17 protein-coding genes are annotated in these 22,691 nt (G+C 71.0%); 4 read left to right on the top strand and 13 right to left on the bottom strand.

Annotated features, from left to right (window positions below):
- Positions 1 to 323 precede the first annotated feature (323 nt).
- Positions 324 to 1,184, top strand: coding sequence for an AfsR/SARP family transcriptional regulator (locus ACWD01_RS20620; RefSeq protein WP_451163825.1), 861 nt, complete (start codon positions 324 to 326; stop codon positions 1,182 to 1,184).
- A 57-nt stretch (positions 1,185 to 1,241) separates the two neighbouring features.
- Here ACWD01_RS20620 and ACWD01_RS20615 read toward each other — a convergent pair whose 3' ends face one another.
- From ACWD01_RS20615 to ACWD01_RS20575, 9 genes are all read right to left on the bottom strand, one after another.
- Positions 1,242 to 2,012, bottom strand: a complete 771-nt coding sequence (locus tag ACWD01_RS20615; RefSeq protein ID WP_451163823.1) for an ABC transporter permease subunit — start codon at positions 2,010 to 2,012, stop codon at positions 1,242 to 1,244.
- A gap of 2 nt (positions 2,013 to 2,014) precedes the next feature.
- Entirely contained in the window at positions 2,015 to 2,929 is a 915-nt protein-coding gene (locus tag ACWD01_RS20610; protein ID WP_451163821.1) for an ABC transporter ATP-binding protein, read from the bottom strand.
- On the bottom strand, positions 2,926 to 3,882 hold the full coding sequence (locus ACWD01_RS20605) for an LLM class flavin-dependent oxidoreductase (protein ID WP_451163819.1): 957 nt from the start codon (positions 3,880 to 3,882) through the stop codon (positions 2,926 to 2,928). The genes ACWD01_RS20610 and ACWD01_RS20605 overlap by 4 nt, the downstream gene beginning before the upstream one ends.
- On the bottom strand, positions 3,883 to 4,050 hold the full coding sequence (locus ACWD01_RS20600; protein ID WP_451163817.1) for a hypothetical protein: 168 nt from the start codon (positions 4,048 to 4,050) through the stop codon (positions 3,883 to 3,885).
- A 21-nt stretch (positions 4,051 to 4,071) separates the two neighbouring features.
- The gene (locus tag ACWD01_RS20595; RefSeq protein ID WP_451163815.1) at positions 4,072 to 6,858 is read right to left on the bottom strand and encodes a DUF4135 domain-containing protein; all 2,787 of its coding nucleotides are present in this window, start codon (positions 6,856 to 6,858) and stop codon (positions 4,072 to 4,074) included.
- Positions 6,855 to 9,014, bottom strand: a complete 2,160-nt coding sequence (locus tag ACWD01_RS20590; RefSeq protein WP_451163813.1) for a peptidase domain-containing ABC transporter — start codon at positions 9,012 to 9,014, stop codon at positions 6,855 to 6,857. The genes ACWD01_RS20595 and ACWD01_RS20590 overlap by 4 nt, the downstream gene beginning before the upstream one ends.
- Positions 9,015 to 12,050 (bottom strand): type 2 lanthipeptide synthetase LanM family protein, encoded by a 3,036-nt coding sequence (locus ACWD01_RS20585; RefSeq protein WP_451163811.1) that lies wholly within the window; start codon positions 12,048 to 12,050, stop codon positions 9,015 to 9,017.
- Positions 12,051 to 12,183: 133 nt separating this feature from the next.
- The gene (locus ACWD01_RS20580; RefSeq protein ID WP_451163810.1) at positions 12,184 to 12,348 is read right to left on the bottom strand and encodes a class II lanthipeptide, LchA2/BrtA2 family; all 165 of its coding nucleotides are present in this window, start codon (positions 12,346 to 12,348) and stop codon (positions 12,184 to 12,186) included.
- 29 nt (positions 12,349 to 12,377) lie between these two features.
- Positions 12,378 to 12,542, bottom strand: coding sequence for a plantaricin C family lantibiotic (locus tag ACWD01_RS20575; protein ID WP_451163808.1), 165 nt, complete (start codon positions 12,540 to 12,542; stop codon positions 12,378 to 12,380).
- A gap of 393 nt (positions 12,543 to 12,935) precedes the next feature.
- Here ACWD01_RS20575 and ACWD01_RS20570 point away from each other — a divergent pair, with 393 nt between their 5' ends.
- Positions 12,936 to 14,627 carry a protein kinase domain-containing protein gene (locus tag ACWD01_RS20570; protein WP_451163806.1) on the top strand — a complete coding sequence of 564 codons (1,692 nt, stop codon included), beginning with the start codon at positions 12,936 to 12,938 and terminating at the stop codon, positions 14,625 to 14,627.
- A gap of 13 nt (positions 14,628 to 14,640) precedes the next feature.
- Here ACWD01_RS20570 and ACWD01_RS20565 read toward each other — a convergent pair whose 3' ends face one another.
- Positions 14,641 to 16,482, bottom strand: coding sequence for a serine/threonine-protein kinase (locus ACWD01_RS20565; protein ID WP_451163804.1), 1,842 nt, complete (start codon positions 16,480 to 16,482; stop codon positions 14,641 to 14,643).
- Positions 16,483 to 16,661: 179 nt separating this feature from the next.
- Here ACWD01_RS20565 and ACWD01_RS20560 point away from each other — a divergent pair, with 179 nt between their 5' ends.
- The gene (locus ACWD01_RS20560) at positions 16,662 to 18,026 is read left to right on the top strand and encodes a S1 family peptidase (RefSeq protein WP_451163802.1); all 1,365 of its coding nucleotides are present in this window, start codon (positions 16,662 to 16,664) and stop codon (positions 18,024 to 18,026) included.
- A gap of 26 nt (positions 18,027 to 18,052) precedes the next feature.
- Here ACWD01_RS20560 and ACWD01_RS20555 read toward each other — a convergent pair whose 3' ends face one another.
- The 3 genes from ACWD01_RS20555 to ACWD01_RS20545 form a co-directional block, all read right to left on the bottom strand.
- Positions 18,053 to 19,762 (bottom strand): protein kinase domain-containing protein, encoded by a 1,710-nt coding sequence (locus ACWD01_RS20555; protein WP_451163800.1) that lies wholly within the window; start codon positions 19,760 to 19,762, stop codon positions 18,053 to 18,055.
- Between the two features lie 126 nt (positions 19,763 to 19,888).
- Positions 19,889 to 20,389, bottom strand: a complete 501-nt coding sequence (locus ACWD01_RS20550; protein ID WP_451163798.1) for a MarR family winged helix-turn-helix transcriptional regulator — start codon at positions 20,387 to 20,389, stop codon at positions 19,889 to 19,891.
- Entirely contained in the window at positions 20,386 to 20,979 is a 594-nt protein-coding gene (locus ACWD01_RS20545; protein ID WP_451163796.1) for a DJ-1/PfpI family protein, read from the bottom strand. The genes ACWD01_RS20550 and ACWD01_RS20545 overlap by 4 nt, the downstream gene beginning before the upstream one ends.
- 179 nt (positions 20,980 to 21,158) lie before the next feature.
- Here ACWD01_RS20545 and ACWD01_RS20540 point away from each other — a divergent pair, with 179 nt between their 5' ends.
- Entirely contained in the window at positions 21,159 to 22,514 is a 1,356-nt protein-coding gene (locus tag ACWD01_RS20540) for an aminotransferase class III-fold pyridoxal phosphate-dependent enzyme (RefSeq protein WP_451163794.1), read from the top strand.
- Positions 22,515 to 22,691: the final 177 nt, after the last annotated feature.

Here is a 22,691-nt window from a genome sequence, read left to right as displayed (position 1 = left end):
AGGGGTCAGCGCCGTGTGGCGGGGGGCGAACTCCGGGGGAGCGGCCCAACTACCTGCGGCGAAGCAGGTAGTTGCCACCGTCGACTCCTGGCGTTGACGCAGAGATTCGGCCATGTAATGGTGAGCGACAAGTCGGGGGGCATCGGTCACAGTTCACATCCGCACCCTGTCTTGACATGCAGGAATGAGCATCATGCGGATGATCTTCGTTGCGTGAACCGTGACGGAATCCACCGCCGCACTCATTGGGGATTCACCGGCGGTTCGATTGGTGTGGACATGTCGAATCTCGCCGCCGATGTAGGCTGAGGTGAGACGGGGACATGCTTTTCACCATTCTTGGACCGCTCAAGATTCAGGGGGACGCCGAGATCTGCTCGGGGGTCCGCCGCGCGATTCTTACCGCCTTTTTGCTGCGTACCGGACAGCCCATCGGGGTCACCGGGCTTGCGGACCTGTTGTGGGACGAGCCACCGACCTCTGCCACGGCGAACATCCGCAGCCATCTCACGAACCTGCGGCGTGACCTCGACGAAGCCGAGCCGGGCCTGAGCGGAAGGCTGAAGACCTACCGCGGCATCCAGAGCGGCTACGGGCTCCAGATTCTCCGCGACGAATTCGACGTACCGAAATTCACCCTGGGAGCACGAAGAGGCCGGAGCCTGCTCCTGCGCGGTGACTTCGAACCGGCGGTCGCCGAACTCGAGCAGGCCGTGGCCCTGTGGCGGGGCACGTTCGGGCAGGACCTGCCCTCGACGCGGTGGTTCAACGCCCATGTCACCGGCCTGAACAGCGCCCGGTTCGACGCGTACCAGGACCTGTTCACCGCCTGCATCCTCGTCGGTCGTACCGGGGGGCTCTCCTACCGGATCGAGAGCGTCCTCGCCGAGGCGCCCTACCGGCAGCGCCTGTGGGAACTGCTGGCCGCGGTCCACTGCATCGACGGCGACGCCGCCGGCGCCCTGTCCGTGATCAAGCGCTGCCAGCTGATGTTCGCCGACGACCTGGGCCTCGACCTGCCCCCCCATGTCGACGCGATGCGGGACGCCGCTCTCCGGTGGGACCGCGACCAGGCCCTGCGTCTTGTCGCGGGGCACCTGCTGTCGAGCGGCGGCGGGCATCTGCTGTCGGCCGGCAGCGGTGGCCGACAGGGCACCGCCGCCCCTCTGCGGGGCTTTTCCTAGCGGGAGCGGCCGGAAGCAAGGACGTCCCGAGGAGAGAGGCGGAGGTGCACTTCGCCGTCAGACGTCCCGGCGCCGTACCGCCAGATATCCCGCGGCCACCGAGAGCGCGGTCCACGCCACCAGCACCGCCATGCCGCTCCAGGCGGTGAGCACGGTGTTGTCCGGCGGCTCCCTGAACAGGACGATCCCACCTGCCACGTCGGGCAGGAACTGCGCCGCCTTCCGGACACCCGGAATGTTGTTGAGGATCGTCGAGAGCATGAAGAAGAGCGGCAGCAGGATGCTCATGGTGAGCGCGGAGCTGCGCAGTACGGTCGCGAGCCCCATCGAGAACAGACAGAGCAGCGTCGTGTAGAGCACCGCTCCGACCATGCCCCGCAGCACCCCGTCGTCGGAGAGGGAGACGCTCTGCGGACCGCCCATCGCCACCTGGGTGGTGAAGAAGCTGACAACCACGACGACGACGGAGGCGGCACACGCGGTCGCACCACCGGTGAGCAGCTTCGCCCCGTAGAAGACACCGCGTCTGGGCACGGCGGCGAGCGAGCTGCGGATCGTGCCCGTCGAGAACTCGCTGGTCACTGTCAGCACGCCGAACACGACGAGCGCGGTCAGCCCGAGCCGTAGCCCGCTGAAGCCGGTGGAGACGGGGTCGAACCCCGCCCTGGCCTCCGCGCTCATGTCCCCGTACGCGCCCCTCATGAAGTACCCCGTGGGCAGAGCGACGGCCACGCTCAGCAGGAGGTAGACGGCGAGGCTCCACACGGTGGACCGGAGTGTGCGGATCTTCGTCCACTCGAAGGTCATGGCCGCACTGGTGTCCGCCATCGTCACCGCACCTCCTGCTTCGCCCGGTAGGCCACCGCGTCGGCCGTCAGCTCCATGAAGGCCTCCTCCAGAGAGGCCACGTGGGGACTGATCTCGTACACCGTCACCTGGTGGGCGGCGACCAGGGAGCCAACTCTTTCCAGGGTCGTGCCGACGGCCTCGATCACTCCCTCGGGCCCGTCGTCCGCCCGGATGCCCTCTGCGGCCAGCACATCGCGCATCCGCTCCGGTTCAGGGGTGCGGATCAGAATGTAGGACCGGGAGTTGCGGGCGATGAAGTCCTCCACGGACGTGTCCGCGAGCAGCCGGCCGCGCCCGATCACGATGAGGTGATCGGCGGTCAGCGCCATCTCGCTCATCAGATGGCTGGAGACGAAGACCGTACGGCCCTCACCGGCCAGATGTTTCATCAGCCCCCGGATCCACAGGATCCCTTCGGGGTCGAGGCCGTTGACCGGTTCGTCGAGCAGCAGCACCTGCGGGTCGCCCAGCAGCGCGGCGGCGACACCGGCGCGCTGCGCCATCCCGAGCGAGAGCCCCTTGCTCCGCTTGTGGGCCACGTCGGCCAGCCCGACGGTTTCGAGGACCTCGCCGACCCGCTGGTCGGGAATGCGGTTGCTGCGGGCCAGGCCCAGCAGATGCCCGCGGACGGTACGCCCGCCGTGCATCGCCCGGGCCTCCAGGAGGGCACCGACCGTGCGCAGGGGGCGGGACAGTTCGTCGTAGCGCCTGCCCCCGATGAGGGCCTGGCCGGATGTGGGCCGGTCCAGGCCGAGTACGGCGCGCATCGTGGTGGACTTCCCGGCTCCGTTGGGGCCGAGGAAACCGGTCACCCGGCCCGGCTCGACGCGAAAGGAGAGTCCGTCGAGTGCGACGGTCGCGCCGTAGCGTTTGGTCAGTTGCCGTACCTCGATCACGAGGGCACTCCGTTCAGGATCTTCAGCAGATCCCGGGCAGCGGCCTGAGGGCCGTGCACCAGCCCGACACCGGTGGCGTTCAGCACGACCTCGTCGACACCGGCGTCCCGGTACTCGTCCAGCCTTTTGTGGATTTCTTCCTCGGTCCCGTACAGGAACACGCCGCCGTCGACGAGTTTGACGGCGTCCTCCGCGCTCGGCTCGCCGGACACCTCGATCCCGGCCCTGCGCAGGGTGTCCTGGTAGTGCGGCAGTTGAATGTGCGAACCGCAGGCGGCGGCCGCCAGGTCGGTGACACTGCGGTCCGGTCCGGACAGCGCGACGGGCACGATGGCCGTGATCTTCGCCGGCTCCTCCAGCGTACGGTCCGCGCTGCGGACGGCCGGGAGAAGGATGTCGCCCACGTACTGCGCCGACCCCATCCAGGTGATGGCCACATCGGCGACCTCACCGGCCAGGACGGCCATCTTCTCCCGCAGCACGCCCAGTCCCACGGACACCGGCGGCGCGGGAGATCTGATCAGTTTCGCGGAGACCGCGTGATGCGTCCCGTCGACGTCGACCTGGTGCCCGGACAGCAGACCGCGCACGATCTCCACGTACTCCCGCGACGCGCGCAGCTGGCTCGCGTAGGGCCGGCCCATGACGCCCTGCTGGAGCAACAGCGATCCCGGGCCGAATCCGGCGACGACCGGATGCCCGGTCGCCAGAGCCACCGAACGGGCCTCGACAGCGGCCTGGTAGGGGGAACGGAACGGCATCAGCGAGACGCCGAATCCGGCGGGCACCCTGATACCGATGCCCGCGAGCCAGCTGATCAGGTGGTGGGACTCCAGGACCATGCCCTGGCCCTGCCACAGACGGTCGGCCGCGGTCCACTTCACCAGGTTCGCGAAGGGCACCACCTGCTCGGGCCGGGTGGGGCCGAAGGGGAGGAGAATCGAGTACCGCACTCAGCGCCCCTGCTTGCGTGACTTGACATACAGGACGACCGAGACGACCGCTCCCGTCACGGCGGCGAAGGCGGCGCCTCCGTAGTTCTCCTGAGTGATGCTGACCGCCGCGATCACGGTGCCGATGACGACAGGCATGCTGTAGCCCATGCTGCTCTTGCTGTTCATGGTTCTCCTGTTGACTGGTTGTCAGTCGGTTACGGGGCCGATGAGCGCGACCGGGACGGTGAAGCTGCTGCTGCCGGTGGCGGCGGCGTGAAGCATGATGTCGGTGTCCCCGATACCGGCCCAGCCGAACATGTAGCCCAGCAGCGACGTCCGGCCGAGGGACCCGGTGTGGAAACCGTTCGCCCGGATCGCGGCCATCACGCGTTCCTGGTGGTCGACCGCCCGGTCCAGCAGCGACTCCTCCCCGAGGATCCGGCCCGCGGCGATCAGCGACTGGATCACGCCGCTGCTGCCGTGGCAGACCGACAGGTCCACCGCCCGGTCGGCGGGGAGCCGGGTCGCCCTGTCGACCAGGTCCGCCAGCCGTTGGCCGGTCAGCAGGTCCTGCCGTCCCGCCGACGACAGGATCTCCGCCGTCGTCAGCAGCAGTCCGGCGGCGCCGTTGCACCAGCCCGTCACCGGCGGCTCGTCGTCCTCGGCCAGCCGGGCGGCCAGCCACTCGGCAGCCTCGTTCGCCGGGCCGGCGTCACCGAGGACCCGCCCGATACGGGAGGCGGCCCACCGCATTCCCAGCTCGCCGTGTGCCACGTCGAACCAGTGCGCCGGTCTGGGTACGCCGGTGTGGCCGAGAACCAGGTCGTACAGCCGTGTCAGCCGTTCCTCTTTGATGAGCGGGCTCTCGCCCGCCTCGATCCGGGACAGCAGGACCATCAGCAGTCCGGCGGGGCCGTTGGCCAGGTCGGTCTCCAGCGTGCCGGCCGACGCCCCTTCGTCGATCTTGTCAAGCACCCGGTCCAGCCATACCTGGTCCACCCGGTCCGGCCGGGTGAGCACAAGGGAGGCGGCTCCGGTGAACACGCCTTCCGGCACCTGGAGCAGAACGTCGCCGTACGCCTCGAGGAGCGTGTCGAATCCGCGGTCCGCGCCCAGGTGGGCGTCCCGCACGCCGGGGTCGTGACGTGCGGCGTTCTCCAGGAACGTGACGATGCCGCCGACGTCGTGGAACGAGATGAAGTTCCCGGGAGTGAGGGTGGGTGCGCTCCGGTCGGGACCGATACCGCACACCCAGCCGGTCTCCGGCCCCTCCGGTCCGTCGTAGGTCACACCGACGGACGCGATGGTGCGGGCGATGCCCGGCCACCACTCCCGTGGACGGGAACCGCCGAGGGTCGGGGCGAACACACTGCTCCCGGACAGCCCGCCCGGCCGGTCGCCGGCCACCTCGCCGAAGCACTCCTCCATGAGGAAGTGGTGGAAGAGGTCGCTCCGGCGGGCGTTGAGCGCGATGCCGCCCCGCGCGAAGTCCAGGGGGGACGCCGTGTGCACCGCGGGAAAGCTGGATCTGGGCGTGCCCAGTTCGGTGGAGCCGGCCCTCGCGATGAAGTAGGGCACGTTGCCGGTGTGCAGACTGGCACGCTCCTCCTCACCGACATAGGCGGCGGTCTCGGGCGTCAGATAGTCGGGGTAGTGCCCGAGGAGCCGGAAGATCCGCTCGGCCTCCGTGGCCTGGCCCAGGTAGTCCGGGTGCGTGGCGGCGTCCAGGAATCGGGCGTAGACCATCGTGGAGCGGATCAGACAGCGGACGGGCATGTCCGGATAGCTGTCGAGAACCTTCGTGACGGCGTCGCCCCTGATCGCTTCGAGGGCGTCGGTGTAGCCCGCCAGGATCTCCGGGAAGTGGTCGATCGGCGACAGGGCTGTGTCGCCGAGCCGGGGCACGTTGTTCTTGTGCCGGTAGGTGACGTTCTCCCACTTGACGGAGATGCTGTCCGATTCCCTGTCGTGGACCACCGGCCGCCGCATCTTCGACGTCTGGTCACGGTCGATACCGACGCCCGCCATGATCAGGTCGTTGGGCGAGCTCGGATTGGTCATCGGGACGAGCATCGTGGAGGCGACCGAGAGCTTCAGCTGGTTGATCAGCACATGGGGCAGCGAGTCGTTGTCCACCCCGCTGTTGGGCCGGATCATGGTCTCCGTGTCGATCACACACGGGTGTTCGCCGCCGGCCAGCAGGTTCTCCTCGTGGAGGTCCGACGCACCGATGGCACCGAACAGCGCGCACAGGGCGCCGATCCGGTAGAAGTAGCGGGCAGGCTGGTCCGGGCCGGTCATCGGCCGCGGCGTGATGAACTCCTGCCATCCGTGCGAACCGATCGTCATGGACGCCGGCACGCACTCCTGGAGCGAGTACGCCAGATGCGGCTGTGCCGCGGTGTAGAGGTCGAGGACGAATCGGTCCGAGACCAGGGCACGCGGCTTGAAGACGACCTTGGTGCCGCCGCCCAGCTCCACCCCCACGACCTGCCGGTTCTCGTTGTGCAGGTCCGCGCCCGTGCCGAAGAGCGCCACGACGGGCTTGTCCGGGCCGGGCAACAGCCCCGCACGGTGCAGGGCGGTGCGGTCCTGGGCGTAGGCGGCGAACAGATAGGCGTAGGCGTCGAGCGAGTTGCGCAGGACCGTTTCGAGGCGATCCCGGAGCACGGGGTACGTCTCGAGGATGCGTCGGCTGTTCTCCGGGTCCTCGAGATGCCGTCGGAACCGCTGGAGCGCCTGGTCGCCGTCGGCGGTCATGGGCAGGCCGTGCCGGTCCCTGAAGTCGTGGAACTCACCGATCAGCGTCCTGAAGGAGTGGCCTTCGACCGTGGTGGCGAGTTCTTCCCACACCTGGTGGAGCAGCGTCTCGGTGTACTGGGGCGCCGAGGCCTCGGCGATCAGGCTGTGCAGCCGCGCGGTGACCTCCCCGAGCGGGGCCAGATGGAGATAGAAGGGGAGGAACGCCTTGATGGATACGTCGGGTTCAGTCATGCCTGCTCGCCTCCGACGAGAATGTCCATGGTCTTGTCCGCGTAGAGATCGGTGTAGACGGAGCCGCCGTCGAGCAGCTCCTCGTGCGTTCCCTGTTCGACGACGCGCCCGCCTGCGAGCACATAGATGTGGTCCGCCGATCTGATCGTCGCCAGCCGGTGGGCGATGATCACCTGCGTGGCGCCGATGTCCTGGATGATCTCGTTGACGCGGCGCTCGTTGACGGTGTCGAGGGACGCGGTGGCTTCGTCCATCACCAGGATTCTGGGGCGCTGCAGCAGAGCCCGGACGATGGCGAGGCGCTGGCGCTGACCGCCGGAGAAGTTCGCGCCCATCTCCGACACCAGGGTCTTGAGACCCATGGGAAGGTCGTCGAGGAAGTCGAGGATGCCGACGCTGTCGCAGTACTCGCGCACCTGCTCCACCGAGATGTCCTGCCCGAGCGTCAGGTTCTCCAGGATGGTGCGGTTGTGCAGATGGACTTCCTGCGGGATGTAGCCGATGGTGCGGCGCAGCGCCTTCCTCTCGTACTCGCCCATGTCGACGCCGCCGAACCGCACGGTGCCGCCGGTGGGTTCGTAGAGTCCGCAGATGATCCGCCCGAGGGTGCTCTTGCCCGAGCCGGACGGGCCGACCAGCGCGACCTTCGATCCGGCGGGGATGTCCAGCGAGACGTCGCGCACGACCAGGTCGCTGTGTTTCGTGTACCGGAAACTGACGTTTTCCAGACGGATCGACGTCGACGGGAGCTCGGTACGGCTGCCGCCGAGCGGCTCGGGGTCGGCGCCCGCGATGTCGTTGAGACGTGCCATGTACCGGGAGGCCTCGTTGAATTCGGTGTAGGTCTGGAACACCGAGGTCGCCAGCGCGAAGTACGTCGCGGACACGGCCTGGACAGCGATCGCCGCGCCGAGGGAGATCTGGCCGTGGCTGACGAAATACAGGCTGGTCAGCAGCAGGACGATCGGGCCGAACATCTGCGTCGTGGTCGTCAGTCCGCCGATACGGCCCTGCTGGAGCCGCATCCGCGTCTTCATCGCGTCGAGCGACTTGGCGTAGGTCGTGGTCCATCCGTCGATGAACTCGTCGGCGTAGCCGCCCATCTTGATGGTGGGGATCGACACGATGGCGTCGAGCTGGGTGGACTGACTCTTGGACAGATGGGCGATCTCGGCGTCGACGGCTTCGAGTACCCGTACCCGCGTCTTCATCAGGTACGCGGCGTTCATCAGGAACAGGGCGGCCGCCACTGTGCCGAGCCGCCACTCGGTGACGAACAGGTACACGGTGACGCACACGAGGGTGCCGACGTCCAGGATGCCCTGGGCGACGCGGGAGGACAGCAGGTCGCGGATCGAGTTCACGCTGTTGAGGCGGAACAGGAGCTCACCGGGTTGTCGCGTGGTGAAGAACCGGTACGGCAGCGCCAGCAGTCTGGTGAACGTATGGGTCATCAGATGACGGCCCAGCAGGGCGACCAGCGAGGACAGGGCCATGACCCTGATGAGGTGGATCGCGAGGTACCCGGCGGCCACCGCCAGGATCATCGCGACGGCCAGCGAGAGGTCGTCCAGGCCACGCCAGCCGGCGGACCGGTCGACGGCCCACTCGGTGAGCATCGGGATGCCGAGCACGGCCGCGTACCCGCTGAGGGACAGCAGTGCCACCAGGGTGATCCGTGAGCGGGATCCTTCCGCGAACAGCGGGATGCGGCGCCACTCGGCCAGCGGCTGCGAGCGGGTCTTCTCGAACTGTGGACCCGGTTCGGCGACCAGCGCGATGTTACTGAAGCCGGCCTCCAGCTCGGCACGGCTGATACGGCGGCGACCCACGGCCGGGTCCATGACGATCGCGGTCCGCCCGTCGAACCGCTCCAGCACGAGGAAGTGGTAGTCCTCCCAGTAGAGGATCACGGGGCAGGTGAACTTCTCCAGCGCGGCGATGTCCCTGATGCGGTACGGCTTCACGTCCATGCCGCGGGAGGTCAGGAACTGGGCCAACTGGCTCGCGGACAGTCCGTCGCGCCCCGCGTCCATGGCGTCCCGGGCGGTGGAGATGTCCTCCGCGCGTCCGTAGTAGCGCAGCAGCGACACACAGGAGCAGAGGCCGCACTCGGTCTGGGTGACCTGGGTGACGGTCGGCAGACGGTGTGCCATCTATCGGCCCTCCCCGGTGAGGAGGATCGGGGAGACGCGCCCGGCCGGGTCGATGCGGTTGACCAGGTGCAGCACGACTCCGGCGGTGCCGACCATGAGGCTGCTGGTGTGGGCGTAGCGGCTCCTGGCGTCGCCGAGTTTGCGACGGAAGACCTCCGGCTGGAGCCACTTCCCTTCGATCTCGGTGAGCTCGGCGCGCAGTGGGGTGTCGCCGGCGCCGGCGAGGGCGGTCAGCGCGTCGTGATTGCCGAGGTCGCCGTGGCACCAGGTGAGGTTGCGGCCGAAACCGAGCCGGATGATGTTGCCGACAGCCTGGTCCCGCTGCTGTGCCACGGCGTCGTCGCCACCGGACACGCTGTGGTAGGCGGACAGGGCGAGGGCGACACCGGTGGAGCCGTGGCACCAGCCGGTCGAGAAGGCCTGCGGCGTGGCGACGTTGGAGTACCAGTTGCCCTCGCCGGAGTCGTAGAAGTCATGGAGCCGCTCTGCCAGGCCCGCCAGTACGGACTCGACGACCGCTCGCCGGCCGGCGGACAGCTGCGGCAGGGCCTGGCAGAGCGAGTGCAGGACCCCGCTCACGCCGTGAGCGAACCCGGACTGTTCGAGAACCGACCGGGCGCCGTCGGTGCCGTGGTGCAGGGCGTCCACGAGCAGCGAGGTCAGCGCCTCGACCGAGTCGGCGGCGTGCGGCCCGCCGATCGCCGTCACGCACGACAGCACGCCCGCGACTCCACCGATGACGTCCAGGGGCAGCCGGTCGCGTGACACGGCGCCGATCTGGTCGAGGAGGAGCGGCACCGCGCCCTGGGCCGCACGGGTCCAGCTCTCCTCGCCGAGGATCCGGCCTGCCGCCGAGAGCGAGAACAGGATTCCGGCCATGCCCGTGTAGCCGCCGTGACCGGCCTGCTGGATGCTGCGGGCCTCGTAGCGCCGGGTCGCGAGGATGTCCGCGGTGGTCGAGAAGATCTGCGCGGACAGCTTGCGGTACCGGGGCTCGTCCAGCAGGCGGCCGGCGGCGGCGAGCGCCAGGGCGGGGCCGCTCCGCCCGGTGTAGAGGTCGTACCCGAGGACGCCGGGCGGCCACGGTCGGTTGGCCTCCGCGGAGGCGAGCGGGCCGATCCAGGTACGGGGCAGATGTGCGAACCTGTCGGGCCGCGAGGTGGCGACGAGCTGGTCGCACAGGCGGGCCACGAGGCTGATCAGCGCGTCGTCCTGTCCCTGGGCGGCCGGTGCTGCCGCCGGGCCGGCCACGGTGCCGCCGGCGGGGATGAGGTGGTTGTCGGGGAAGCGGGAGGAGAAGGCCGAGTGGAGGAGCCTGAGCTCCTCCCCGAGCTGGAACTCGTCCATCCGGCCGATCTTGGCGAGCGCCAGATCGAGCGGTGACAGGTCGAAGTCCGCGCCGACCTCGTTGCCTTCGCCGTCGGTGAGTGCGGTGCCGGTGCCGGCGACGGTGAAGTAGGGGATGTCGCGCTCGGCGAGCTGCCGCATCTCCGACCCGATGATCCGGCGGTCGGAGGTCTTGCTGGCGATCGCGATGCGCTTCAGCAGGGCGAGGTAGGGGGCGGTGCCGTCGAGGGCGCTGGGGCCGGCCGTCATCCGCAGCGTCTGGCCGTACAGCGCGGTCGGGTTGTGGACGTACCGGACGCGGATGCCGGCGGCCGTCTTGCGCAGCAGACCGGTCCAGGTGTCCCGGTCGGCCATCACGGCACGGAAGACCCTGGTGAAGCCGTCGGCCATCTGCCGGCCCAGATCGTGGGTCTCTTCCTCGGTCAGAGCGCCCACGACGGTCTTGCGTTCCGCGGCCGCCGCCGGGCGCAGCGCCAGGCTGACCCGGTCGGTGAAGGGGGCGTCGAACTCGACCGACTTGAAAGGTGAGTTGCCCCGGCCCTGGTCGCCGAGGAATCCGAGGTCGATGTGTCCGGCGCCGTCGCCCTTCCCGGCCATGACGAGGGGGAGGATGCCGATTCCGTAGATTGACTGGGCGATCGTCGCGTACGCGTTGCCGGGGGCCTCCGGCGTCGGGCCGGTGTGGATCCGCGCGGGGTGCAGGATCGTTTCCAGGTCGATGGGGAGCGGGCCGCGCCGGGTCGGCAGGATGTTCTCGAAGTGCATGTCCCGTGCGTTGAGCAGATAGAGCACGGCGGCGAGTTCGCCGCTGGCGTGCATGAACTCGGTGGACATGTCCGAGACGTCCTCGGTCTCGACGAACTCCACGTACCCGTACCGGTCGCGTTCGAGGACGGTGGCCGCGACCAGACCGGTACCCAGGCGGGTGTTGAACTCGTGGGCGATGGTGACGTAGGCGGCCTCGCAGGAGACGTCTCGGGGCTTGTAGACCAGGCGCTTCCCGGACCGGAAGGTGAGTACGCAGACGCTGCGGCCGTGGTTGTGCGTGTCGCCTTCGGACTGTCCCAGGGACACCAGCGGGTCGGTGGTGCCGATACCGAACAAGGTCTCGATGGCGGGCCGGTCGGCGCTCAGGCGGGTGCAGAGCTCTTCGAAGGCGGCCAGTTCGTTGCGGAGCACGAGGCGGGTGATGTCCCGCAGGACCGGGAAGGACAGGCGGCTCACCGCCTCGAAGGATGTCCGGACCGACTGCCGGACGAAGTACCGGTAGCGCTCCTCGGGCGTCTCCCCCTCGAGGCTGCCGCTCTCGCGTGCGTGGTTGACGGCGGCCACCAGCGGGCGGGTGTACACCTCGCGGAGGCGGGCCTCGGCGCGCTCGAGCAGCTGGACCAGGGCGGTTCCGGGTTCGGCGAAGAGGTCGGAGAAGGCGGCGAGTGGTTCGGCGTCCGCGACCACGGTGACGACGCTCTTGACGATGTGCTGGAACGGATACTGTTCCGGGCGGTTCAGCCACTCCTGTACCGCGGCCGCACGGCTCTCGGCGTCAAAGACGCGTACGGCCCCTGTGTCCTCGCTCCTGCCGGCTTCGAGGACAGCGGTGATCCGGTCGTCGAACCGTGCCAGAGGCGTAATGGTTTCTTCGACTTCAGCGCTGTCGAATTCTGGATAGTACTCGGCAGGAGATATCACTTTCTTGCAACTCCGTCTTCGCGCGATGTCGAGAAACGAGAAATGAACGCGGATTGGAAGCCGGGCGTGTGAACGACCGGATCCCAATCCGGCTCATCGTGCTACAGGCTCACCGAAATCGATGCGGGAGAATTCAGCACTGGCTGGTGCACTTGGTGGTCGGGCACATCGCCGCGGAGATCAGGGTGACCGTGGCGATGCACCACGGTCCCGTGCCGCCGTAGGTGTCCGCCTCGCTCAGCTCTATGAGCTCGGCCTCGTCGTAGCCGCCGAGTATGTCGGCCTTGTTGTTCTGCATGATGCTCTCCTTCGTCGAGTGATGCGGTGTCAGTTGCAGTTGGGCTGGCACTCCTTGGTGAGGGTGCACCAGCCGCCCTGGTTGCCCAGCCAGTTGGACAGGGAGAAGGTGTTCGTGGTGCAGGCGCCGTAGGCAACGCCGTCGAAGTCCTGCTCCTGGATCTCTTCGAGCAGGGAAAGGTCACCCTGATACATGGAGTCCTCCTTGTTTGTGGATGGAAGGGCGCGGATTGATATGAACCATCAGCGGCCCCGCTGTGCCATCCTCCGCTCCATTCGTTCGCGCAGAGTATTGAGCGGTCACAAGAACGCGTACAGGCTTCGCATGCGCCGTGCATGTGCTCTGCATAGGCCGGCGGGCCGCGCCTCGATCCGGCGGGGGCGGCCGAGATCGACTCGTGCCGCCAGGGCGTTAGAGGGACACTGGAGATCCCGAGGGGCAGATCCGCGGCGAGGGCCGAGCGCTTTCGCCGCGGGTCCGCGTCCGGGGTTGTTGCGCCACCGCCGCACGCCACCGGGGCCGGCGTTGCCGGCGGGCCGGCTGGGCTGTGGGAAGAGCTGTCACCCCTGTCCCTTATGCTCCGGGCCATGAACGACGGGGGGCCCGCACGACGGGTGATCGACGGGCGGTTCGAGCTGGAGGGGCGGCTCGGCGGCGGCGGGATGGGCACGGTGTGGCGGGCGCGCGACGTCGTGCTGGACCGGGCCGTCGCGCTGAAGGAGGTCCGGCCGCCCGATCCGGGACTCGCGGAGTACGACCCGGAAGCCGCGCGCCTGTTGCGGGCGCGGGTCCTGCGGGAGGCCCGGGCGCTCGCGCGTGTCGACCATCCCAACGTCGTGACCATCCACCACGTGGTGGACGGCGGCACCGACACCTACCCCTGGCTCGTCATGGAGCTGGTCAGCGGCGGGTCGCTCGCCGACCGCCTCGCGAACGGCCCGATGACCCCCGTCGAGGCCGCCCACCTCGGGCGGGAGGTGCTGGCCGCGCTGCGGGCCGCGCACGACACCGGCATCCAGCACCGGGACGTGAAGCCCGCGAACGTATTGCTGCGCCCCGACGGGCGCCCGGTCCTCACCGACTTCGGGATCGCCGCGATCCGCGAGTCGACCGTCCTGACCGCGACCGGGTCCATCATCGGGACGCCCGACTACATGGCGCCCGAGCGCATCTCCGGCGACGAGGGCGGGCCCGGCTCCGACCTGTGGTCGCTGGCGATGATGCTGTACGTCGCCGTCGAGGGGCACCACCCGCTGCGCCGGGGCTCGACGCTCGCCACGCTGGCCGCCGTCCTGAACGACGAGCTGCCGCCGCCGCGTCAGGCCGGTCCGCTGGCGGCGACGCTGGCCGCCGTGCTGGTCAAGGACCCGGCCGCGCGTCCTGGCCCCGAGGCTGTGGACCGGATGCTGGCCGAGGTTGCGGAGGGCCCCTCGGCACAACCGGTGGACGCGAAGCCCGTGGCCCCGGCGAACGCCCCGAGGCCCGAGGCAGCGGAGCCCGCGGACGCGGTGCCCACCTCGTACCGGCTGTCCCCGCCCGCCGCCCCCGAGGCCCAGGACGGCGTCCCGGCGCAGGCCGCGCCGGCGACGGCGGCACGCGCAGAGGCCGCCGGCCGTGCGGCGCGGCGGCGGGTCCGGCTGGGCCGCCGGGTCGCGATCGGATCGTCGATCACCGCGACCGTGCTGACCGGCGTACTGGTGTGGGCGTTGCTGCCCGACGGGGGCCGTGAGGCGGGGGCCAAGCCGTCGGGGTCGTCCGTCACGGGGACAAGGACCCCGACGCCGGCCCCTCCCGATCCCACGCCGTCACAGAGCGCCCGGCAGGTCGACCTGCTGACGCCTGACGGCATCCGCATGGCGGTCGCGGACATCAAGGCCAGGACGGGCACGGCCCGGATCGGAAGCCTCACCGTGTACCCGGAGCATGTGTCGGCCAACGTGATGGTCGACGGCGACGACAGGCGGTACGACAGCTGGACCTACCGCGTCGGCAAGGGCGCGGAGAAGGGCATCATCAGCGGCACTCTCTCCAGCGGAAAGCGTCCGTTCAGCCTGGACGACTTCGACTGGGACGTGCTTCCCGCTCTGTTCGAGCGGGCCCGCGAGGACTTGAACGTGAAGAACCCGACCACCCGCTATCTGGTGGCACGGGAGCCGAGTGAAACGTTCGGCACCCCGCTCGGCCTGGGCATCTACCTGTCCGACGAGTACGGCGCGAGCGGGTATCTGAACGCCGACCTCAAGGGCAAGGTCACCCAGGTGTACCCGTACGAGGGTTGAGCCCGCCCAGGGCTCACCTGCGGAAGTACTCCGCCGGTTCGCCGTCGGCGCTCATCCCGTACATCAGGATGCGTTCCCTGCCCTCGACGCGGTCGACGCGCAGGTTCTGCGACGAGCCGGACGGGGAGCACTCGCGGTCGGAGCCCGGTTCGGGCAGCGGCGGCCCGAGGACCACGAGGTCGCCGACGCCGCCGAGTACGGCCGTGCTCTCGCAGTGCACGAGGTCGCCCGTCTCGGCGCCGGTCTCGTCGTCGACGCGCGGGTAGTTCTCCGAGAACCGTACGAGCGGGGTGCCGACCGGTCCCTGGGTGACGGTCATCTCGAAGGTGCGGTTCTCCTCGTGGTCCGGCGGGGCGTCGAGCACCTCGAACTTCTGCTGCCAGTGACCGACGAAGGCGGGCGGGACCGCCTTCGGCCCGCTCCGCGACCGGTGGAAGGTGGCGCTGACGTCGCCCGACGTCCACTCCAGCACGTCGGGCGACCGTACGGTCAGGGTCTGGTGCGCCGCGGGCGTGCAGTGCTTCTCGGGCACGCTGGTGGTGACGTCGCTCTCGCCGAACACGATTCTGTCGGCGTCCGCGGAGACGAGCGTGGAGCGGCCCATGCACAGCCGCTCGCCGGAGACGTGCACGTACACGCCCGTCTTCTCGCCGGCCCGGCCCTGGGTGATCTCGATGCGCCCGGTCTCGTACGGCGCGTCGGCGCTGCCCCGCAGGACGCCCTCCCAGGCGCCGAGGAAGTCGTCGGGCACGATGCCGCCGGAACTGTTCGACGACCCGGCCGGGGAGCCGGTCGCGCCCGGCGTCCCCTTGGCGGTGTCCGCCCCGCCGCCGTCCCGCAGGGCCAGCGCGGCGTACGTGCCGCCGGCGGCGAGGACGGCGGCCGCGCTGACGGCGGCGAGGACCGTACGCCGGCGCCTGCGCGGGGCGGCGGGGACTGCGGCGACCGGTGTCGGCGGGGTGGGGTCGCCGTCCGCGTCGAGCAGCCGGGCCGCGTGGCGGCCGAGCCCGGCCAGCAGCCCCGCGGGCAGCCACGGTTCGCCGGGCGGCGTCACGTTCGCCAGCTCGGCGGAGGCCGGCCGCGCGGCCGGGTCCTTGTCCAGGCAGCCGCGTACGAGCGGCTCCAGCTCGGGCGGCAGCCCGGTCAGGTCCGGCTCCTCGTGCGCGATACGGAACAGGACGGCGTGCACCCCGCTGTCGGCCGACCCGAACGGCGGGCGCCCGGTGGCCGCGTACGCCAGCACGGCGCCCATGCAGAAGATGTCGGACGCGGGCGTGAGCCGCTCGCCGCGCACCTGCTCGGGCGACATGAAGCCGGGCGAGCCGACGACCGCGCCGGTCGAGGTCAGCCCGCCGTCCGTGACGGTGTCCACGGCGCGGGCGATCCCGAAGTCGATGATGCGGGGCCCGTCGACGGTGAGCAGGATGTTCGACGGCTTCAGGTCCCGGTGCAGCAGCCCGGCGGCGTGGATGTGCCCGAGCGCGTCCGCGAGTCCGGCGGCGAGCGCGCGCACCGAGTACGCCGGCAGCGGCCCGTACTGGTCGACGACCACGCTCCGCAGCGACGGCCCGGGGACGTACCCGATGGCGACCCAGGGCGACGCGGCGGCCGTGTCCGACGCGATGACGGGCGTGGTCCCGGACCCGCCGACCCGCTCCAGCGCCTCCACCTCGCGCGTGAACCGGCGCCGGAACTCGTCCTGCGCGGCGAGCTCGGGCCGTACGAGTTTGACGGCGACCGTGCGCCCGCCCGCGGACCGGGCGAGATACACGCGGCCCATCCCGCCCACCCCGAGCCGGCCGAGCAGCCGGAAGGGGCCGATCTGCGGCGGGTCTTCGGGCATCAAGGCATCCACGCCCGGATCCTCGCACACCCGGCCGGTGCCGGACGGGCTTCCGGGAGCGCCGTCGGACACACCGGCCGGGCGCGGCCGTTGAACACACCGCCCTTGCCGCACGTACTGAACGCGGGGGCCCCGGAGCTCGGGGCCCCCGCCAACGGTCAGACCGTTCCGTCACGACCATGGGGCTGCGGATGAAACACACACGCCGGAGGCGCGCACGACGGAAACTCCAGCGGATCGTGCGGCTGGCCGCCGCCGTCGGGCTGCTCAGCGGTGGCCTGATGGTCTCCGGCGCCGTCGCGGGCGAGCCGGCGCCCGTCGGCGGTCCGCAGACGGACCCGGCCGCGGACGTCGTCTCGCGGCTCGGCCCGTCCCGCACCGCCGGCAGCTGGACCGGCGCCGACGGCCGGACGGTCGTCGCGGTCACCGACCAGGACGCGGCGGAAGAGGCGCGGCGGGCGGGCGCGGAGGCGAAGGTCGTCGAGCACAGCATGGAGCAGCTTCGCTCGGCCACCGAGGAGCTGCGCTCGGCGCCCCGCGTGGCGGGCACGGCCTGGTCGGTGGACTACGCCGACAACAGCGTCACCGTGCGCGCCGACAGCACCGTCTCGGCCGAGGACTGGTCGGAGCTGTCCGGCCTCGCCGAGCGGATCGGCGGCTTCGTGCGCATGGAGCGCACCTCCGGCGCCTTCACCACCCGGGTGAACGGCGGCACGCCCGTCTTCGGCGACCGGCGCCGCTGCTCGGCCGGGTTCAACGTCACCGACGGCCGGGACACCTTCATCCTGACGGCCGGGCACTGCGGACCGCGCGACACCACCTGGTTCCTGGACCGCGACGGCGACGAACTCGTCGGCACCACCACCGTGGCGAGCTTCCCCGGCGACGACTACTCCCTGGTCCGCTACGAGGACGTTGGCACCCTGGACCGCACCAACGTCGTGGACACCGGCAACGGCAGCGCCGTGCAGATCGTCGGTGCGGGCGAGGCGGCCGTCGGGCAGCGGGTGTTCCGCAGCGGCAGCACCACCGGCTTCCGCTCGGGCGAGGTGACCGCCCTCAACGCGACGGTGAACTACCCGGAGGGCACCGTCACCGGACTGATCGAGACCACCGTCTGCGCGGAGGCCGGCGACAGCGGCGGCCCGCTCTTCTCCGAAGGGCTGGCGCTCGGCGTCACCTCGGGCGGCGACGGGGACTGCGTCACCGGCGGCACGACCTACTTCCAGCCGGTGACCACGGCCATGGAGAGCCTCGGGGTGGACCTGACGGGCGGCCCGCCGCCGCCCGGTGACGGGAACGCGAACGGCGGGACCGGGCAGAGCGCGGAGAACGGGGCCGGCGCCCCGCCCGTGCCCGCGCCGCCGGTACCGCCGGTGCGGCCGGAGGAGGGCATCGCGTCGCGCACGGTCACCTCGATCGTCGACTTCGGCAACCCGGCTCTGGGCGTGGGCCTCATCGGGGTCAGTCTCACGGGTCTGCTGGCCGCGCGCTGGCTGGTGTCGGTCCAGGAACGCAGGGAGTACCGCAGCTTCCACAGCGCCAGCTGGGGCTGACCGGGCCCGTCCCCGCGCGGAGTGGTTCAGCCCGACTTGGTGTAGGTGAGGGGTTCGCCGCCGGAGCCGACGAGTTCGCGGACGACGGTGGTGTCGTCCCGCAGGGTCAGTCGGCTCCACTCGCCCGGGGCGCAGGACGTCCGGTCGCCGAACGTCACTTGGGTGGGGTCGAGTTCGAGGGGCGGGCCGGCGGCACGGAGGGTGGCGGACCAGCGGCAGTCGTAGTTGGGGCCGGTGCCGGTCAGGCTCATGACCTGTTCGCCCCGCGCGCCCTGGCTGATCGTCATGGTCCGGGTGTTGGTGCCGTCCCCGGTGTCGAACGACGCCTGCCAGGTGCCGACGTACTCCTGCGGCACGTCCCCGTCGGCCTGCTCGGGCGACGGCGTACCGCTGGGCGGCGTGGAGTCGCCGGTCGGCGTCTGCGGGGAGCCGGTGGGCGTCTCGCCGCCCGGCTTCGGGGCCGCGGCCGTCCCGCCGGGCCGGTCCTTGGACATCAGCGCGTAGACGGAGCCGCCCGCGCCGAGCGCGACGACCAGGGCGACGGCGATCAGCGCGAGTGTCCCGCCACGTGAGCGGCGCGGCGGCGGGGCTGCCGGGCCGTGTCCGGCGGGCGGGTAGGGGGCCGGGGCGTAGGGCTGCGGGTATCCGTACGCCTGCCCGGGCTGTCCGTAGTACGGCGGCTGCCCGTAGTGCGGGGGCGGCGCGGGTACGGGTGTCGACTGCGGCGTGAAGGCGGGCGCCGGTTCGTGGCGAGGCGGAGCCGTCAGCGTCGGCGGCATCGCGGGAGGCCGGGACGAGGGCGGGGGCGCGGCGGGCAGCGGATCGGACGTACGGGGCCGGTCCTCGGCGTCCAACAACTGGACGGCGTGCCGCCCCAGTTGCGCGATCAGCGCGCCCGGCAGCCACGGTTCGCCGTCCGAGTCGGCGGTCGTCCGCTCCAGCACCTGCGCGAGCGCCGGCCGGGCCTCCGGCTCCTTGTGCAGACAGTCGCGGACCAGGTCGAGCAGACCGGCGGGGACGCCGACCAGGTCCGGCTCCTCCTGCGCTATGCGGAACATCTGCGCGTGCCCGCCGCTGTCCGCCGCGCCGAACGGGAGCCGGCCGGTCGCCGCGTACGCGAGGACGGAGCCCAGGCAGAAGACGTCGCACGCCGCGGTGACCTGCTGGCCGCGCACCTGCTCGGGGGACATGAAGCCGGGGGAGCCGACGAGCGCGCCGGTGCGGGTGAGTCCGCCGTCGGTGACGGTGTCCAGGGCGCGGGCGATCCCGAAGTCGATGACGCGCGGCCCGTCGATGGTGAGCAGGATGTTCGACGGCTTGAGGTCGCGGTGGATCAGCCCGGCCGCGTGGATGTCCGTCAGCGCGTGGGCCAGCCCGGAGGCCAGCAGCCGGACGCTGCGCTCGGGCAGCGGGCCGTGCTCGCCCGAGACGACCGCGTGCAGCGACGGCCCCGCGATGTACCCGGTGGCGACCCACGGGATCGGCGCCTCCGTGTCCGCGTCGAGCACCGGCGCCGTCCACTGCCCGCCGACGCGCAGGGCCGAACGGACCTCGAGACGGAAGCGGTCGCGGAACTCCTCCTGCTCGGCGAGCTCCTGGCGTACGAGCTTCACCGCGACGGTCCGCCCGCGGTCGGACCGGGCGAGGTACACCTGCCCCATGCCGCCCGCGCCGAGGCGGGCCAGGATCCGGTACTCACCGATGCTCTGTGGATCCCCTGGTGCCAGCTGCTCCATCGCCGCGCGGCCCTTCCCCCGTACGAAACCCCGACAGGGCCGAGGATAGTGCGCCGACGGCGGCCGTACGGGTCCGGCTCCGGCCTCTTGCCTCCTGCCGCGTGCCGGGGGCCGGCGTCCACGCCCTCAGCCGTCGCCCCGGACCGCCCGCGCCGGGGCCCCCGCCTGGTCCGTGCCCTCCGCCTCGATCACGGACATCGCCTTCGAGAGCCGCTCCAACACCCGTACGGTCTCGGCGAATTCGTCCCGCCCGAGTTCGTCGAGCAGCCGGTTCGCCAGCCGTGCGTGGCCCGGGTCGATCTGCCGGACCGCCGCCCGGCCCTCCTCGGTCGCGTGCAGCAGCTTCGCGCGCCGGTGGGCCGGGTTGGGCCGGTACTCCGCGAGCCCCTGCTCCGCCAGTACGTCGGCGATGCGCTGCACGCTCTGCCGGGTGATGCCCATGGTGCGGGCGACCTGCGCGACGGACTGCGGCTCCCGGAGCACCGCGCCGAGGACCTGCCAGCGCGCGGCCGTCAGCCCCGCCTCCCGGGCCAGGGCGTCGGACACGGTGATGAACTGCCCGTTCAGCCGGAAGACGCCGAGGGCCGTGCGGGTCAGCAGCTCCTGGGGGTGGTGCGCGGGGCTCATGCGCTCAGGACCTCGAAGGCCGCCGGGTCCGAGTCGTGGAACAGCCGGTACCAGGCTTCCAGCTTCTCGCCCTCGTAGACCCCGAGGCGGGCGAAGACCTCCCGGGCGAAGGCGACCGGCTCGGTCGGGCCGGCGGTGATCAGGTCGCCGTCGGTGACGGCGTCCGTGTCGGCGTAACGCGCGCCGCCCTGGTACCCCGTGGCGTCCAGATACATCGGGGCCGCGCTGGTGTGCGCGCGGTCGTCGAGCAGGCCCTCGCGGGCGAGCCCCGCGGTCGCGCCGCAGATCGCCGCGACCGGCACGCCCGCGTCGAGGAACGCGCGGGCCTCGGCGGCGAAGGGGGCGAGGTCGTCGCCCATGTCCCACAGGCCCGCCCCGGTGAGGATCAGCAGGGCGCTGTCCGCCGGGTCCAGGTCGGCGAGCGCGAGGTCGGGCTGGACGCGGACGCCGCCCATGGTGGTGACGGGGTCGGTCGTCGGACCGACCGTCTTCACCGTGAAGCCGTTCTGGGTGAGGTGAGCGGTGGTGTGGCCGGTCTCCCAGTCGGCGAAGGTGTCGTACACGGCCAGATGAACGGTCTTGCGGGTCATGGTGCCCTCCTTGACGCGTGCCCCCGTCATGTTCATATGACAACAGGCTGTCATGTCGACAGGATGCTGTCAAGCACCCGTGAGGGCGGGAACGGCGCGACATCCTGCCCGGATAAGCGGCCGAGGGCGTACAGGATGGCCATGTCGTCGCCGCCCGGCGCCTCCTTACGCTGGTCGGCATGACCCCTCATGCCGACCCCGAGGCCGGCGCCGCCGTGAAGGCCGCCGACCGTGCCCATGTGTTCCACTCCTGGTCCGCCCAGGGCCTGATCGACCCGCTCGCCGTCGCCGGCGCAGAGGGGTCCTGCTTCTGGGACTACGACGGGAACCGCTACCTCGACTTCACCAGCGGCCTCGTCTACACCAACATCGGCTACCAGCACCCCAGGGTCGTCGCCGCGATCCAGGAGCAGGCCGGGAAGCTGGCCACCTTCGCGCCCGCGTTCGCCGTGGAGCCGCGTTCGGAGGCCGCCCGGCTGATCGCCGAGCGCACCCCCGGCGACCTGGACAAGATCTTCTTCACCAACGGCGGCGCGGAGGCCGTCGAGAACGCCGTCCGCATGGCCCGGCTGCACACGGGCCGCCCGAAGGTGCTCTCCGCCTACCGCTCGTACCACGGCGGCACGGCCACCGCGATCAACATCACCGGCGACCCGCGCCGCTGGGCCAACGACAGCGCCACGGCGGGCGTCGTCCACTTCTGGGCGCCGTTCCTGTACCGGTCGCCGTTCTACGCCACGACCGAGGCCGAGGAGTGCGCCCGCGCCCTCACCCACCTCGAGGACACCATCGCCTTCGAGGGCCCGCAGACGATCGCCGCGATCGTCCTCGAGACGATCCCCGGCACCGCCGGCATCATGACGCCGCCGCCCGGCTACCTCGCGGGCGTCCGCGAGATCTGCGACCGGTACGGCATCGTCTTCGTCCTCGACGAGGTCATGGCCGGCTTCGGCCGTACGGGCAAGTGGTTCGCCGCCGAGCACTTCGACGTGGTGCCGGACCTGATCACCTTCGCGAAGGGCGTCAACTCGGGGTACGTGCCGCTGGGCGGCGTCGCCATCTCCGCCGAGATCGCCGCGACCTTCGACAAGCGGCCCTACCCCGGCGGCCTCACCTACTCGGGCCACCCGCTGGCGTGCGCGGCGGCCGTCGCCACGATCCGGGTCATGGAGGACGAGCAGGTCGTCGAGCACGCGGCCACGATCGGCGAGCAGGTGCTCGGCCCCGGCCTGCGCGAACTGGCGGAACGCCACCCGTCGGTCGGCGAGGTGCGCGGCCTCGGCGCCTTCTGGGCCCTCGAACTCGTCCGCGACCGCGAGACCCGCGAGCCGCTGGTTCCGTACAACGCGACGGGCGAGGCGAACGCGGCGATGGCGGCGTTCGGGGCGGCCTGCAAGAAGAACGGCCTGTGGCCCTTCATCAACATGAACCGCACACACGCGGTCCCGGCGTGCAACGTCAGCGAGGCGGAGGCGAAGGAGGGGCTGGCGGCGCTGGACGCGGCGCTGTCGGTGGCGGACGAGTGGGCGTCTTAGGGGGCCTGTTCCCCTACCCGCCCCTTCCCGAAACCGGGCTCCGCCCGGGCCCGGCACCGCGCTCCGCGCGGTGGCCTCAAACTCCCCCTACGGCCTGGCGGCCGTGGGAGGTGCCCCCAGGCCGGGCTGAAAATGCCGCTGCGCGGCAACCCAGCCCGCCGGGCAACTCCAGCCTCG

The sequence above is a fragment of the Streptomyces sp. NPDC002835 genome (genome assembly GCF_053591995.1).
This window is presented reverse-complemented; position numbering and strand designations above follow the sequence as displayed.

Excerpts from the sequence above, each read along its gene's own strand:
- ACWD01_RS20555 (WP_451163800.1), bottom strand. The coding sequence starts at position 19,762 with ATGGAGCAGCTGGCACCAGGGGATCCACAGAGCATCGGTGAGTACCGG.
- ACWD01_RS20545 (WP_451163796.1), bottom strand. The coding sequence starts at position 20,979 with ATGACCCGCAAGACCGTTCATCTGGCCGTGTACGACACCTTCGCCGAC.
- ACWD01_RS20620 (WP_451163825.1), top strand. The coding sequence starts at position 324 with ATGCTTTTCACCATTCTTGGACCGCTCAAGATTCAGGGGGACGCCGAG.
- ACWD01_RS20595 (WP_451163815.1), bottom strand. The coding sequence starts at position 6,858 with ATGACTGAACCCGACGTATCCATCAAGGCGTTCCTCCCCTTCTATCTC.
- ACWD01_RS20575 (WP_451163808.1), bottom strand. The coding sequence starts at position 12,542 with ATGTATCAGGGTGACCTTTCCCTGCTCGAAGAGATCCAGGAGCAGGAC.
- ACWD01_RS20550 (WP_451163798.1), bottom strand. The coding sequence starts at position 20,389 with ATGAGCCCCGCGCACCACCCCCAGGAGCTGCTGACCCGCACGGCCCTC.
- ACWD01_RS20590 (WP_451163813.1), bottom strand. The coding sequence starts at position 9,014 with ATGGCACACCGTCTGCCGACCGTCACCCAGGTCACCCAGACCGAGTGC.
- ACWD01_RS20615 (WP_451163823.1), bottom strand. The coding sequence starts at position 2,012 with ATGGCGGACACCAGTGCGGCCATGACCTTCGAGTGGACGAAGATCCGC.
- ACWD01_RS20560 (WP_451163802.1), top strand. The coding sequence starts at position 16,662 with ATGAAACACACACGCCGGAGGCGCGCACGACGGAAACTCCAGCGGATC.
- ACWD01_RS20540 (WP_451163794.1), top strand. The coding sequence starts at position 21,159 with ATGACCCCTCATGCCGACCCCGAGGCCGGCGCCGCCGTGAAGGCCGCC.
- ACWD01_RS20600 (WP_451163817.1), bottom strand. The coding sequence starts at position 4,050 with ATGAACAGCAAGAGCAGCATGGGCTACAGCATGCCTGTCGTCATCGGC.
- ACWD01_RS20570 (WP_451163806.1), top strand. The coding sequence starts at position 12,936 with ATGAACGACGGGGGGCCCGCACGACGGGTGATCGACGGGCGGTTCGAG.
- ACWD01_RS20580 (WP_451163810.1), bottom strand. The coding sequence starts at position 12,348 with ATGCAGAACAACAAGGCCGACATACTCGGCGGCTACGACGAGGCCGAG.